The organism is Rubrivivax benzoatilyticus JA2 = ATCC BAA-35 (assembly GCF_000190375.1).
Classification (GTDB): domain Bacteria; phylum Pseudomonadota; class Gammaproteobacteria; order Burkholderiales; family Burkholderiaceae_C; genus Rubrivivax; species Rubrivivax benzoatilyticus.
In genome coordinates, this window is the sequence record NZ_AEWG01000140.1 from 1 (window position 1) to 13,203 (window position 13,203).

Sequence of the window (13,203 nt, forward strand, 5' to 3'; positions counted from 1 at the left end):
GGCGTCGCCCGCCGCGCCGAGTTCGGTCAGGCCCTCGATCGCCGGCGCCGGGCCTGCTGCCGGCGCGGTCACGACCCGGTGCGCGCCGACGGCGACGAGCGCGAACACCAGCGCCGGCAGCAGCACGACCGCGAGCTGGCGCAGCAGATGGCCGGTCGGCACGTCAGCGTTGCGCCGGCCCTTGAGTGCCTGCAGCAGCGCCGGCAGCGCACGCTGCGCGCCTTCGGCGAAACGCGCGGTGGCCAGCGGCAGCCGCACCGTGCGCAGCTCGGGCGCCAGCGGCGGCGCCCAGCCCGGCTTGATGAGCGCGACGCCGATGACGAACAGCACGTACAGCCCGGCCAGCATCAGCCCCGGGAAGAAGGCGCCGGCGTAGAGCTGCACCACCGACACGCCGGCGGTCGCGCCGTAGACGATCAGCATCACCGACGGCGGGATCAGGATGCCCAGGCAGCCGCCGGCGGTGATCGCTCCGGCCGACAGGCGGATGTCGTAGCCGCTCTTGAGCATCTGCGGCAGCGCCAGCAGCCCCATCAGCGTGACGACGGCGCCGACGATGCCGGTGGCGGTGGCGAAGATCGCGCAGGTGAACAGCGTCGCCACCGCCAGCGAGCCCGGTACCCGCGCCATCGCCAGGTGCAGGCTCTTGAACAGCTTCTCGATCAGGTTGGCGCGTTCGACCAGATAGCCCATGAAGACGAACAACGGGATCGAGATCAGCACGTCGTTGCTCATCACCTTGAACGCCGACTGCACCATCAGGTCCAGCGTCTTGCCGGTGTCGCGCTCGTAGGCCAGCCAGGTGAAGATCATCCCCATGCCCATCAGCGTGAACGCCGTGGGGAAGCCGAGCATGATCGCGACGACGATCAGCGCCAGCATCAGCAGCCCGATGTGGCCGTTGGTGATGGTCTCGGCACGCCCGAGCACGACGGCGATGCCGGCCAGGATCAGCGCCATCAGCGTGAAGCCGAACCAGAGTTCCTTGCGCAGCTTCACTCAGCGCTCCTTCGCTTGCACGTAGCGGTCCAGCTCGGCGATGTCCTCGTCCTTCACGTGCACCATCGCCTTCAGCTTGTCGACGTCGACCTCCTCGACGTCTTCGCCGCGCGAGGGCCAGCGGCCGTCGCGCAGGCACAGCACGCAGCGCACGATCTCCACCGCGCCCTGCAGCAGCAGCAGCGCGCCGGCCAGCGGGATGACGAACTTGAACGGATACAGCGGCAGCGGCGTCGCCGAGAAGGTCTTCTCGCGGATCGCCCAGGACTCCATCGCGTAGGTCCAGCCGGCCCAGGTCAGCGCGACGATGCCGGGCAGGAAGAACAGCAGGTACAGCACGAGGTCGACGGCGGCCTGCGTGCGCGGGCGGAAGAAGCCGTAGAGCACGTCGCCGCGCACGTGGTTGTTCTTGGCCAGCGTGTAGGCGCCGGCCATCATGAACAGCGCGCCGTAGAGCATGATCTGGCCGTTGAGCGCCCAGTCGTGCGGTTCGTTGAGCACGTAGCGCGAGAACACCTCGGCGCTGATGCCGAAGGTCAGCAGCACGATGGTCCAGGCGAACAGCTGGCCCATCCAGGTGGACAGGCGGTCCACCGCGAGCAGCAAGGATTGCATCGACTCCCTCGGGAGGGGCGGTCGCGAGGACCGAGAGACCGAAGAAAAGGCCACCGGGGCCGCCGGTGGCCTGGCTGGTGGAAGGCCGGCCGCGTCAGCCGCGCGCGAAGTAGTGGTTCCAGGCCATCTTCATGTCGACGCCGTAGTCCTTCTGCCAGGCGCCGGCGCGCTGCGCGAAGGTGCGCTGGCTCTCGATGACACGCTTGAAGAACGGGTTCTCGGCCGACTTCTTCTCGACCACCTTGTCGTAGGCGGCGAGCTGGGCGCGCAGGATCGCGTCGGGCGTCTTGTAGAACTTGACGCCGTCCTTGGTCTTCAGCTCGATGTAGTCCCTGGAGTTGCGGTCGATCGCCTTCCAGCTCATGTCCGAGCTGGAGGCCTCGACGGCGTGCTCGATGATCTTCTTCATGTCCGCCGGCAGGCCGTTGTACTTGGCGCCGTTGAACAGGATCTCGAACTGCTCGCTGCTCTGGTGGAAGCTCTGCAGCATGCAGACCTTGCTGACGTCGGGGAAGCCGAGCACGCGGTCGGAGCTGGCGTTGTTGAACTCGGCGCCGTCGATCAGGCCGCGGTCCAGCGCCGGCACGATCTCGCCACCGGGCAGCGGGTTGACCGCCGCGCCCATCTCGGTGAAGACGTCGACGGCGATGCCGACGGTGCGGAACTTGACGCCCTTCAGGTCCTCGACGCGTGCGATCGGCTTCTTGAACCAGCCCAGCGGCTGCGTCGGCATCGGCCCGTACAGGAACGAGCGCACGTCCATGTTCAGGCTCTTGTAGATCTCGGCCAGCAGCGCGTCGCCGCCGCCGTACTTGTGCCAGGCCAGCAGCATGTTGGCGTCCATGCCGAAAGACGGGCCCGAGCCCCACAGCGCCAGCGCGGTGTTCTTGCCGTAGTGGTAGGCCATGACGCCGTGGCCGCCGTCGAGCGTGCCCTTGGCGACGGCTTCGAGCAGCTGGAAGGCCGGCACGACGGCGCCGGCGGGCAGCACCTCGATCTTCAGCCGGTTGCCGGCCATGTCGTTGACCTTCTTCGCGAAGTCCTGGGCGTACTCGTGGAAGATGTCCTTGGCCGGCCAGGTGCTCTGGAAGCGCAGCGTGACGGTCTGCGCGGTGGCGACCATCGGTGCGGCCAGCGCGCCGGCACCGGCGGCGCCGGCGGCGGCGTTCTTCAGGAATCGGCGGCGGCGGGGGGCCGGCGGGGAGGCGTCGTGCATGAAGGGTCTCCTGGACATCGCCCGTCTGCTGCGGGCGGCTGGACGACTATTCAGGCCGGCTTGATCGCGGGCAACCCGGTGTAACCCCCTGTTCCCCGCGCCCGCGCGTGTCGCGAAACGGAACAGGGCCGCACGCGGCGGCCCTGTGTCGGCGGGACGCGGCGAGCCTTACTGGCGCACGGCTTCCACCTGGATCTGCATCTCGACCTCGTCGGCGAAGCCGTACTCGAGGCCGTAGTTCACGCCCCACAGGCTGCGCTTGATCGTGGTCTCGAAGTCGCCGCCGCAGACCTCGCGCTTGAGCATCGGGTTCTGGTAGCAGTTGAAGCGTTCGGCCTCCAGCGTCACCGGGTGCGTCTTGCCGAGCATCGTCAGCGAGCCGTGGACCTTCTCCACCTTGTCGCCCTTGAACTCGAAGCGGTCGGCGACGAAACGCGCCGTCGGGTACTGGTCGGTGCTGAAGAAGTCGCTGCCGCGCAGGTGCTTGTCCATCGCCGCGACACCGCTGTTGACGCCGGCCATGTCCAGCGTGATGTCGACCTTGCCGGCCTTGGCCGCGCGGTCGATCGTGACGCTGCCCTCCTTGACCGGGAAGCGACCGCGGTTGGTGCTGGTCGCGAAGTGGCCGATCTCGTAGAAGGCGGCGGCGTGGGTCGCGTCGACCTTGTAGGTCACGGGCTCGGCCTGGGCGGCGAAGGCGGCGGCGGCGAGCAGTGCGGCGGTGGCGAAGGTCTTCATCGGGACTCCTGGTTGCAGGTGGGGAAAACGCAAGCTCACAGCGGCGCCAGGCCGGTGAGCGCGAGCTTGAAGCGGATCTGCACGTCGTCGGCGAGCATCGAGGTGTCGGCCCATTCGCCGTCGCCGACCTTGAAAGCCAGGCGCTTGATCTTCAGCGTGCCGGTGGCGGTGCTGGTGCCGCCGGCCTGCGTGACCTGCACCGGCACGACGACGTCCTGCGACGCGCCCTTGATCGTCAGCTTGCCGGCGACCTGGAAGCGCCCGCCGCCGGCGGCGCTGATGCGCGTCGACTGGAACGTGGCCTGCGGGAACTTGGCCGTCGACAGCCACACCGGCTTGCCGATCTCGCCGTCGAGCTCGGGCGTGCCGAAACGGGCGCTGCCGGTGTCGATCGTCAGCACGACCTTGCCGGTCTCGGGCTTCTTCGGGTCAAGCGCGACCTGGGCCGAGAACTTGCCGAACCGGCCTTCGACCGGCACGCCCATCGGCGTCGTCGTGAAGGCGATCTCGCTGGCGGCCGGCACCAGCGTCGCGGGGGTCTGGGCCTTCACGGCCCAGGGTGTGGCCAGCAGCGCGGCGGCCAGGGCCAGCGGCGCGGTGGTGCGGGAGAGCAGGGAGGAGGACATCGTGGGTCTTTCTCGGGTGACGGGTCAGCGGCGGCCGAAGCGCATGCGCTCGAGCAGGCCGTCGCGGTCGATGAACTGGTGCTTGACCGCGGCGGCGACGTGCAGCACGACGACGGTGGCCAGCGTGTAGGCCAGCAGGCCGTGCAGCGGCTTGATGGTCTCGGCGAAGGCGCGGTCGGCGGCGACGAAGTCGGGCAGCGGCAGCACGCCGAAGAGCACGATCGGGAAGCCGGCGGCCGAGCTGTAGGCCCAGCCCGACAGCGGCACGGCGAAGAACAGCGCGTACAGCGCCCAGTGCACGGCGTGCGCCGCACGCTGCTGCCAGGCCGGGCCCGGCAGGTCGGCCGGCGGGCGGTGCGCCAGGCGCCACAGCAGGCGCAGCGCCGAGGCCGCGAGGATCAGCACGCCGGCCCACTTGTGCCAGTTGTAGAGCTTCAGCCGTGTCGGCGACAGCGGCAGGTCGGCCATGTAAACGCCGACGCAGAAGGCGCCGACGATGGCCAGGGCCAGCAGCCAGTGGAAGGCGACGGCGACGGCGTCGTAGCGGGCGGGGTGCGTCATGGCCGGCAGTATTCCGGCCGGCCCCCGCGCGACGGTTCAACGGATTTGATCGCCCCGGTGAGCCCAGGTGAAAGCGCCCGGTCGCTGCCGGGCCTTGACGGCGCCTAGCCGGACAGCCCGACGACCAGCGGTTGCAGCCGCGCCAGCGTGGCCTCGTCGTCGACGAGGCCGTGGCGCACCGCGAAGTCCAGCGTCACCAGCGCCGCGTCGACCGTCATCGCCGCGGTGGCGGCCAGCGCCAGCGCGGCCTCGACGTCCAGCAGGCGGAAGGCGTGCACCTCGCCGTCCTGGTTGCAGGGCACGACGCCGGCCGGCAGCTCGAGGTCCCAGCCGTGGATCAGCTCGTGCTGCAGGCCTTCGGGGATGTCGCGCGCGGTGCGCAGCACGCGGCCGGGGCGGCGGGCCGCCATCAGCGCGGGCGTGAGGCCGGCTTCCTCCCAGGCTTCGCGCACCAGCGTCTCTTCGGGCGTCTGGCCGATCGGCACGCCGCCGCCGATCAGGTTGTCGTGCAGCCCGGGGTCGGTGGACTTGGTGAACGAACGCTGCGCGACCCACAGCGCCGCCGGGCGGCCGTCGGGCCCGGCGACCCAGCCGGTGGCGTGCGCCCCGAGTGTCAGCGTGCCCCAGTAGCGCGCCGCGGCGCGTTCGAAGTGCGCCAGAACGGTCAGCGTCGCCGGGTCGTAGAGCGGGAACAGCTCGTCGCGCCAGCCACGCAGCCGGCCGGCGTCGCGCAAGGCGCCGTTGACGCGCGCCAGCGCGGCGTCGCGTTCTTCGGGCGCGACGGCGAGCACGACGCCGTCGTCTTGCACCTGCAGTTCGTCGAAGGAGGCCAGCGCGGCCAGTTCGTTTGCCGCGACCGCGCCGACGACGAGGTCGCCGACGATGAACGGCACTCGCCGCAGGTCGGCGCGCATCGCGGCGCCGAGTGCGTACCAGGTCGATGGCGCCGGGGCTTTCATGCGCCCCAGTCTATCGGGCGCTGGCGGCCACCTGCGTGACCGGCGCGGGGGTGTTGCTGCGCCAGCGCGCCAGCAGCGCCTCCCAGCGCGGGCGCACCGCGGCGAGGTGGCGTTCCTTGACGTGGCCGTAGCCGCGGATGTCTTCCGGCAGGCGCGCGATCTCCAGCGCCAGCGGCAGCCGCGCCGCGTCCAGCCCGGCGAGCACCTCCTCGATCGTGGCGCGGTAGTCGGCGATCAGCCGGCGCTCGACGACACGCTCGGGGTTGCGGCCGAAGGGGTCGAGCGCCGTGCCGCGCAGGCGCTTGAAGCGCGCCAGCAGCGGGAAGACGTGGTGCAGCCAGGGCCCGTAGCGGCGCTTCACGAGCTCGCCGCGTTCGTTGCGCGACGCGAACATCGGCGGCGCCAGGTGGTGCACGAGCTTGATGTCGCCTTCGAACATCGTGTCCAGCCTGGCGTGGAACGCCGGGTCGCTGTGCAGCCGCGCGACCTCGTACTCGTCCTTGTAGGCCATCAGCTTGAACAGGTAGCGCGCGACGGCTTCGGCGAGCTTCGTCGAGCCCAGCGGCCGCTCGGCCTCGCGCACACGCTCGACGAAGGCGCGGTAGTCGGCGGCGTAGGCCGCGTCCTGGTAGCCGACGAGGAAGTCGGCGCGGCGCGCGACGATCTCGTCCAGCGAGGGCCGGCGCACGATGTCGATGACCTGGCGCGCGGCGGTCAGCGACTGCACGGCGGCCAGGTCGTGGGCGCAGCGCCGGCCCCATTCGAAGGCCGCCTGGTTCTTCTGCACCTGCACGCCGTTGAGCTCGATCGCGCGCATCAGCGCCGCACGCGACAGCGGGATGCGGCCCATCTGCCAGGCGTAGCCCAGCAGCAGCGGGTTGGTGTAGATCGTCTCGCCGAGCAGGCGCTCGGCGGCCTGTTCGGCGTCGAAGGCGCCGAGCGCCGCGTCGCCGACGCTGGCGCGCAGCGCGGCTTCGCAGGCGCCGGCGGGCGACTGCCAGTCGGGGTTGCCCATCAGCGCCGCGGTCGGCGTGCCGTGGGTGTTCAGCACGACGGCGCTGCGCCCCGGCGCCAGCGTCGCCAGCGTCGTCTTCGACGCGGCGACGATCGCGTCGCAGGCGATCAGCAGGTCGGCCTTGGCGGTGTCGACCTTGCTCGTGCGCAGCAGCTCCGGGTGTTCGGCGATCTGCACGTGGCTCCAGGCGGCGCCGCCTTTCTGTGCCAGGCCGCCGGCGTCCTGCGTGATGACGGCCTTGCCTTCCAGGTGTGCGGCCATGCCCAGCAGCTGGCCGAGGGTGATGACGCCGGTGCCGCCGATGCCGGCGACGAGGATGCTCCAGGCCTGCTCGGCCGAAGGCAGCACGGGCTCGGGCACCGCGGGCAGCGCGTCCAGCGTCGGCCGCGCCTGCGGCGCCGGCTTGCGCAGCGTGCCGCCCTGCACGGTGACGAAGCTCGGGCAGAAGCCCTTCACGCAGGAGAAGTCCTTGTTGCAGCTGTTCTGGTTGATGCGGCGCTTGCGGCCGAACTCGGTCTCCAGCGGCTCGACCGACAGGCAGTTGCTCTGCACGCTGCAGTCGCCGCAGCCTTCGCAGACCAGTTCGTTGATGACGACCCGCGAGTCCGGCTCGGCCATCGTGCCGCGCTTGCGGCGGCGGCGCTTCTCGGTGGCGCAGGTCTGGTCGTAGACGATGACCGTCGTGCCGCGCAGCGTGCGGAACTCGCGCTGCAGCCGGTCGAGCTCGTCACGGTGGTGCACCGTGACACCCGGCTCGAGCAGCACGCCGCTGTACTTGGCCGGCTCGTCGGTGACGACGACGAGCCTGGCCACGCCTTCGCTGACCAGGCTCTTGACGATCTGCGGCACCGAATGGCCTTCGGGGCGTTCGCCGACACGCTGGCCGCCGGTCATCGCGACGGCGTCGTTGTAGAGCAGCTTGTAGGTGATGTTGACGCCGGCGGCGATGCTCTGGCGCACCGCCAGGATGCCGCTGTGGAAGTAGGTGCCGTCGCCGAGGTTGGCGAAGACGTGGCCGTCCTTGGAGAACGGCGCCTGGCCGACCCAGGCGACACCTTCGCCGCCCATCTGCGAGAAGGTCGTCGTCGCGCGGTCCATCCAGGTCGCCATGTAGTGGCAGCCGATGCCGGCCAGCGCGCGGCTGCCTTCGGGCACACGCGTGCTGGTGTTGTGCGGGCAGCCGCTGCAGAACCACGGCGGGCGCGCGCCGGCGTCGGGGCCGGCGGCGGCGAGTTCACGTTCGCGCCGGTCGACCACGGCCAGCCAGGCGTCCATGCGCGCGGCCACGTCGGCCGGCACGCCGAGTTTCTTCAGCCGCCGGGCGATGGCGCGCGCGATGATCGCCGGCGTCAGGTCGGCCTTGGCGCGCAGCAGCCAGTTCTCGCTCGGGTTGGGCCGGCTCCATTCGCCGCCGCTGTCGTCGCCTTCGGGCTCGTCGAACTTGCCGAGCACGTTGGGGCGCACGTCGGGGCGCCAGTTGTAGAGCTCCTCCTTCAGCTGGTACTCGATGATCTGGCGCTTCTCCTCGACGACGAGGATCTCCTGCAGCCCTTCGGCGAAGGCGCGCGTGGTCGTCGCCTCCAGCGGCCAGACCACCGCCACCTTGTGCAGCCGGATGCCGAGTGCGCGGCAGACGGCATCGTCCAGGCCCAGGTCGGCCAGCGCCTGGCGGGTGTCGTTCCAGGCCTTGCCGCTGGCGATGATGCCGAAGCGGTCGTGCGCGCCGCGCACGACGTCGTGGTTCAGCCGGTTGGCGCGCACGTAGGCCAGCGCGGCATACCACTTGTGGTCCATCAGCCGCGCTTCCTGCTCCAGCGGCGTGTCGGGCCAGCGGATGTGCAGGCCGCCGGGCGGCATCGCGAAGTCCTCGGGCAGCACGATGCGCACGCGGCCCGGGTCGATGTCGACGGTGGTGCTGCTCTCGACGATGTCCTGGATCGTCTTCATCGCCGTCCACAAGCCGCTGAAGCGGCTCATCGCGATCGCGTGCAGCCCCAGGTCCAGGATCTCCTGCACGCTGGCCGGGAAGAACACCGGCAGCCCGCAGGCCTTGAAGATGTGGTCGCTCTGGTGCGCCGCGGTCGAGCTCTTGGCGACGTGGTCGTCGCCGGCGATCGCGACGACGCCGCCGTGACGCGCGGTGCCGGCCATGTTGGCGTGCTTGAAGACGTCGGAGCAGCGGTCCACGCCCGGGCCCTTGCCGTACCAGAGGCCGAACACGCCGTCGAACTTCTTCGCCTCGGGGAACAGGTCGAGCTGCTGCGTGCCCCAGACCGCGGTGGCGCCGAGCTCCTCGTTGACGCCGGGCTGGAAGACGATGTTCTGCGCCTCCAGGTGCGGTTTCGCCGCCCACAGCGCCTGGTCGTAGCCGCCCAGCGGGCTGCCGCGGTAGCCGCTGATGAAGCCGGCGGTGTTCAGCCCGGCGAGCTCGTCGCGGCGGCGCTGCAGCATCGGCAGCCGCACCAGCGCCTGCACGCCGCTCATGAAGGCGCGGCCGGACGCCAGCGCGTACTTGTCGTCCAGCGACACGCGGGCCAGCGCCTCGCGGACCGCATCGCTCATCGGTGCGTTCATCTCGTCTCCTGCCGGCCTCTGGCGGACCGATGGTCGCGGACCAGTGTAGGCAGCAGGGTTCGCCCTGTCTTTCCGGGTCTTGCCGCGTCGGCGACGATTTGGGCAATCTGGTTTCGCCAATCGGTCAGTAGGAGAAAGAGTCGTGCTCAAAGCCGCCGTTTCAGGGAAAACCACGAGCGGCGAGACCGAGCCCGCCGACGCCTCGCGCCAGGGCCTGGACCGCCACGACCTCGCGATCCTGGCGGCGCTGCAGCACGACGCGCGCCTGTCCAACGCCGAGCTGGCGACACGCATCGGCCTGTCGCCGGCGCCGACCTGGCGGCGCGTTCGCCGGCTCGAGCAGCAGGGCTACATCACCGGCTACCGCGCCGAGATCGACCGCCGCCGCGTCGGCCTGGGCGTGCTGGCCTTCGTGCGCATCGACGCCGAGCGCAACAACGCCGAGGCGACGCAGGCGCTGGAGCAGGCGCTGGCGGCGCTGCCCGAGGTCGTGGCCTGCCACTACATCAGCGGCGCCGGCACCTTCGAGCTGCACGTCGTCGCCACCGACCTCGACGCCTTCTCGCGCTGGACGATGCAGACGCTGTTCAAGCTGCCCAACGTGAAGGACCTGCACACCAGCTTCTCGCTCGGCGAGGTGAAGGCCGGTGCGGCGCTGCCGCTGTCGCACCTGCTGTCGCGGCTCTGAGCGCGCGCGGACGCGCGAGTGCGATACCCTCGGGGGCTGACGTCATTCCTCGAGGATCCTGCGGCCGATGCGTCTGCTCGATGCACTGCTGACACCCGACCCGGTCCGCCGGGCGCGGCTGCTGCAGTCGCTGCTGGCGATGTCGACGATGTGCGCCGGCATCGCCGCGATGCACTACTTCGTCTGGATCGGCGTCGCCTCGGCCACCGGCGTCGCGGTCTGGACGGCGGTCGCCTTCGCCGGCATGGCCGCGCTGTACGCGGCGATCCGCAGCGGCTGGAGCGAGCGCCTCGCCGACCCCTCGCTGTCGGTGCTGCAGATGGACTTCGCGATCGCCTGCAGCGCCGCCGCCTACGCGCTGCTCGGCCCCGGCCGCGGCGGCGTGTTCCCGGTCGTGATGGTCATCCTGATGTACGGCATGTTCAAGTCGACGATGCGCCAGATGGCCGGGGTCTGCGTCTTCGGCGTGGCCGTGCTCGGCGCGACGATGGCCGCGATGGCGCTGGCCGACCCGGTGCGCTACCCGCCGGCCATCGAGCTGGGCCACTTCCTGATGGTGGCGACGATGATGCCGGCGGCCTCGATCCTCGCCGCGCGGCTGTCGCGGCTGCGCCAGATCTCGCGTGAGCAGAAGGAGGAGCTGAGCGCCGCGCTCGAGCGCATCCGCCAGCTCGCCACGCGTGACGAGCTCACCGGGCTGATCAACCGCCGCCACATGGTCGAGCTGATGGAGCAGGAGCACCAGCGCTGCATCCGCTCGGGCCACACCTTCTGCATCGCGATGCTGCAGATCGACGACTTCGCCGCCGAGGCGCGTGCGCTCGGCGACGGCGGCGAGACGCGGCTGCTGCGCGGCATCGCCCAGGAGGCGGCGCACCGCGTGCGCGTCGCCGACGTGCTGGCCCATTGGGAAGATGCCCGTTTCATGCTGTTGATGTCGGACACGCGCGCGTCGCTGGCACGCGCCGGACTGGACCGCCTGCGCGAGGCCGTGGCCGGCGCGCGTGTGCTCACCGAGGCGCCGCTGCTGCGCTTCAGCCTCTCGGCGGGGCTCGCCGAACACCATGCCGGAGAGACCGTCGAGCAGACCATCGCACGCGCCGAGCAGGCGCTGCAGGACGCGCTGCGCCAGGGCGAGAGCCGGGTGGTCGTCGCGTGACGGCGGCGGCGGGGCACGGCGGCCTGCCCGGCCGCCACCTGCTGCTGGCGCTGGCCGTCGTCGCGGTCTGGGGCACCAACTTCGTCGTCATCAAGCTGGCACTGGCGACGCTGCCGCCGCTGCTGTTCGCGGTGCTGCGTTTCGCCTTCGTGCTGCTGCCGGCTGCCTTCTTCATCCGCCGGCCGCTGGTGCCCTGGCGCCATCTGGCGGCCTACGGCGTGCTGATCGGCGCCGGCCAGTTCGGCCTGCTCTACGTCGCGATGCGCGGCCACATCGCGCCGGGGCTGGCGTCGCTGGTCGTGCAGACCCAGGTGTTCTTCACGATCGGGCTGGCGATCGTGCTCGCCGGCGAACGCGTGCGCCTGTTCCAGTGGGGCGCGCTGGCGCTGGCGGTGGCCGGCATCGGTGTCATCGCCTGGCACACCGACGCGCAGACGACACCGTTCGGGCTGGCGCTGGTGCTCTGCGCCGCGGCCTCGTGGGCCGGCGGCAACCTCGTCGCGCGCCACAGCGGCAAGGTCGACATGCTGGGCTACGTCGTCTGGTCCAGCCTGTTCGCGCTGCCGCCGCTGGCGGCGCTGTCGCTGTGGCTCGAAGGGCCGACGCTGATCCTGCAGTCGCTGGTCCACGCCGATGCCGGCGCCTGGGCGGCGGTGGCCTGGCAGTCGGTCGGCAACTCGCTGTTCGGCTACGCCGCCTGGGGCTGGCTGCTGGCGCGCCACCCGGCGGCCACCGTCGTGCCGATGGCGCTGCTGGTGCCGGTGTTCGGCATGGGCGCCTCGGCGCTGCTGCTGGCCGAGCCGCTGCCGGGCTGGAAGCTGGCGGCGGCGGCGCTGGTGATGTCGGGGCTGGCGCTGAACCTGTTCTGGCCGCGGCTGCGCGAACGCCTGGCGCGCGGCTGAAGAACTACTGCGGCCGCAGCCCTCGCGGCCACAGCACCCACAGCCTCAGCGGCTGTTTCATGCGCCCGGCCTGGGCCTCGGCTTCCTCGCCCCAGCCCCAGAAGTAGTCGGCGCGCACCGCGCCGACGATCGCGCTGCCGGTGTCCTGGGCGACGACGAGGCGGCGCAGCGGCGTCGCCGACAGCGGCTCGGTCGTGTCCAGCCAGACCGGAGTGCCGTAGGGGATGCTGCCGGCGTCGACCGCGATCGAGCGCCCCGGCACCAGCGGCACGCCCTGCGCGCCGCGCGGGCCGACGCTCGGATCGGGCAGCGGTTCCTCGCGGAAGAAGACGACGCGCGGGTTGGCCCACAGCATCTCCTGCACCCGCTGCGGGTTGCGCCGCGCCCAGGCGCGGATCGCCGGCCAGGAGGCGGTGTCCAGCGTCATTTCGCCGCGCTCGACCAGCCAGCGGCCGACCGACTTGTAGGGCTGCTCGTTGTGGCCGGCGAAGGCCAGGCGCACCAGGCGGCGGCTGCCGTCCGGCTCAGTCAGCGCCAGCCGGCCCGAGCCCTGCACCTGCAGCAGCAGCGCGTCCAGCGGGTCGGCCACCCAGGCGATCTCGCGCCCGCGCAGCGCCGCCCGGGCCGCCGGCAGCGTGTCCAGCTGCTGGCGGGTCCAGCCGGGTTTGGGCATCGCCCCGGGCGTCGGCAGGCCGTGCAGCGGCACGCGGAACGCGCCGCGCGGCTGGCGCTGGGCCTCGACCAGCGGCTCGAAGTAGCCGGTGGCCAGGCCTTCGGTCTGGCCATCGGGCGATTCGACGCGCCAGGGCTGCAGCCAGCGGGCGAGCCACTCGCGCGCCGCGCCGTCGTCGGCTGGCGGCTCCAGCATCGCGCGGGCGCAGACCTCGGCCCAGCCGCGCGCCGGCCGGCCGCAGCTGGCGCGCAGCGCCGGCCAGACCTCGGCAACACGGTCCTCGTTCCAGCCGGGCAGCTCGCCCCAGTCGGCCGGGATCCAGCGTGAACGCGGGCGTTCGACGCCGGCGTCCGGCGGCGCCGGCGGATGCGCCGGGCGGGCGTCTTCGACGGGGCCGGCCGCTCGGGCGGCAAGGGCACGGAGGTGCAGGCGGCGAGCGCCGCGGCCGCGAGTCGCGCGGCGACCGGTGGCGCCGCGG

12 protein-coding genes are annotated in these 13,203 nt (G+C 71.6%); 3 read left to right on the forward strand and 9 right to left on the reverse strand.

Annotated features, from left to right (window positions below; genetic code table 11):
• From RBXJA2T_RS15075 to RBXJA2T_RS15110, 8 genes are all read right to left on the reverse strand, one after another.
• Positions 1 to 999: TRAP transporter large permease subunit (locus tag RBXJA2T_RS15075; protein ID WP_009858269.1), on the reverse strand; the 999-nt coding region annotated here is incomplete at its 3' end.
• The gene (locus RBXJA2T_RS15080) at positions 1,000 to 1,614 is read right to left on the reverse strand and encodes a TRAP transporter small permease subunit (protein WP_029718441.1); all 615 of its coding nucleotides are present in this window, start codon (positions 1,612 to 1,614) and stop codon (positions 1,000 to 1,002) included.
• Positions 1,615 to 1,708: 94 nt separating this feature from the next.
• Entirely contained in the window at positions 1,709 to 2,830 is a 1,122-nt protein-coding gene (locus tag RBXJA2T_RS15085) for a TRAP transporter substrate-binding protein (protein ID WP_009858271.1), read from the reverse strand.
• 168 nt (positions 2,831 to 2,998) lie between these two features.
• Positions 2,999 to 3,568 (reverse strand): YceI family protein, encoded by a 570-nt coding sequence (locus tag RBXJA2T_RS15090; RefSeq protein ID WP_009858272.1) that lies wholly within the window; start codon positions 3,566 to 3,568, stop codon positions 2,999 to 3,001.
• 35 nt (positions 3,569 to 3,603) lie between these two features.
• Positions 3,604 to 4,194: a YceI family protein gene (locus RBXJA2T_RS15095; RefSeq protein ID WP_009858273.1), complete on the reverse strand. Its 591-nt coding sequence runs from the start codon at positions 4,192 to 4,194 to the stop codon at positions 3,604 to 3,606.
• Between the two features lie 24 nt (positions 4,195 to 4,218).
• Positions 4,219 to 4,755, reverse strand: a complete 537-nt coding sequence (locus tag RBXJA2T_RS15100; protein ID WP_009858274.1) for a cytochrome b — start codon at positions 4,753 to 4,755, stop codon at positions 4,219 to 4,221.
• Between the two features lie 104 nt (positions 4,756 to 4,859).
• On the reverse strand, positions 4,860 to 5,714 hold the full coding sequence (locus tag RBXJA2T_RS15105) for an NUDIX hydrolase (RefSeq protein WP_029718442.1): 855 nt from the start codon (positions 5,712 to 5,714) through the stop codon (positions 4,860 to 4,862).
• Between the two features lie 10 nt (positions 5,715 to 5,724).
• Entirely contained in the window at positions 5,725 to 9,303 is a 3,579-nt protein-coding gene (locus RBXJA2T_RS15110; RefSeq protein WP_009858276.1) for an indolepyruvate ferredoxin oxidoreductase family protein, read from the reverse strand.
• Positions 9,304 to 9,445: 142 nt separating this feature from the next.
• Between RBXJA2T_RS15110 and RBXJA2T_RS15115 the strand changes: the two genes are divergently transcribed.
• The 3 genes from RBXJA2T_RS15115 (at position 9,446) to RBXJA2T_RS15125 (ending at position 12,052) form a co-directional block, all read left to right on the forward strand.
• Entirely contained in the window at positions 9,446 to 9,991 is a 546-nt protein-coding gene (locus tag RBXJA2T_RS15115) for an Lrp/AsnC family transcriptional regulator (protein WP_009858277.1), read from the forward strand.
• Positions 9,992 to 10,058: 67 nt separating this feature from the next.
• Positions 10,059 to 11,150, forward strand: a complete 1,092-nt coding sequence (locus RBXJA2T_RS15120) for a GGDEF domain-containing protein (RefSeq protein WP_009858278.1) — start codon at positions 10,059 to 10,061, stop codon at positions 11,148 to 11,150.
• A 23-nt stretch (positions 11,151 to 11,173) separates the two neighbouring features.
• Positions 11,174 to 12,052 carry an EamA family transporter gene (locus RBXJA2T_RS15125; RefSeq protein WP_202796740.1) on the forward strand — a complete coding sequence of 293 codons (879 nt, stop codon included), beginning with the start codon at positions 11,174 to 11,176 and terminating at the stop codon, positions 12,050 to 12,052.
• A 4-nt stretch (positions 12,053 to 12,056) separates the two neighbouring features.
• Here RBXJA2T_RS15125 and mltA read toward each other — a convergent pair.
• Positions 12,057 to 13,203: murein transglycosylase A (gene mltA / locus RBXJA2T_RS15130; protein ID WP_009858280.1), on the reverse strand; the 1,147-nt coding region annotated here is incomplete at its 5' end.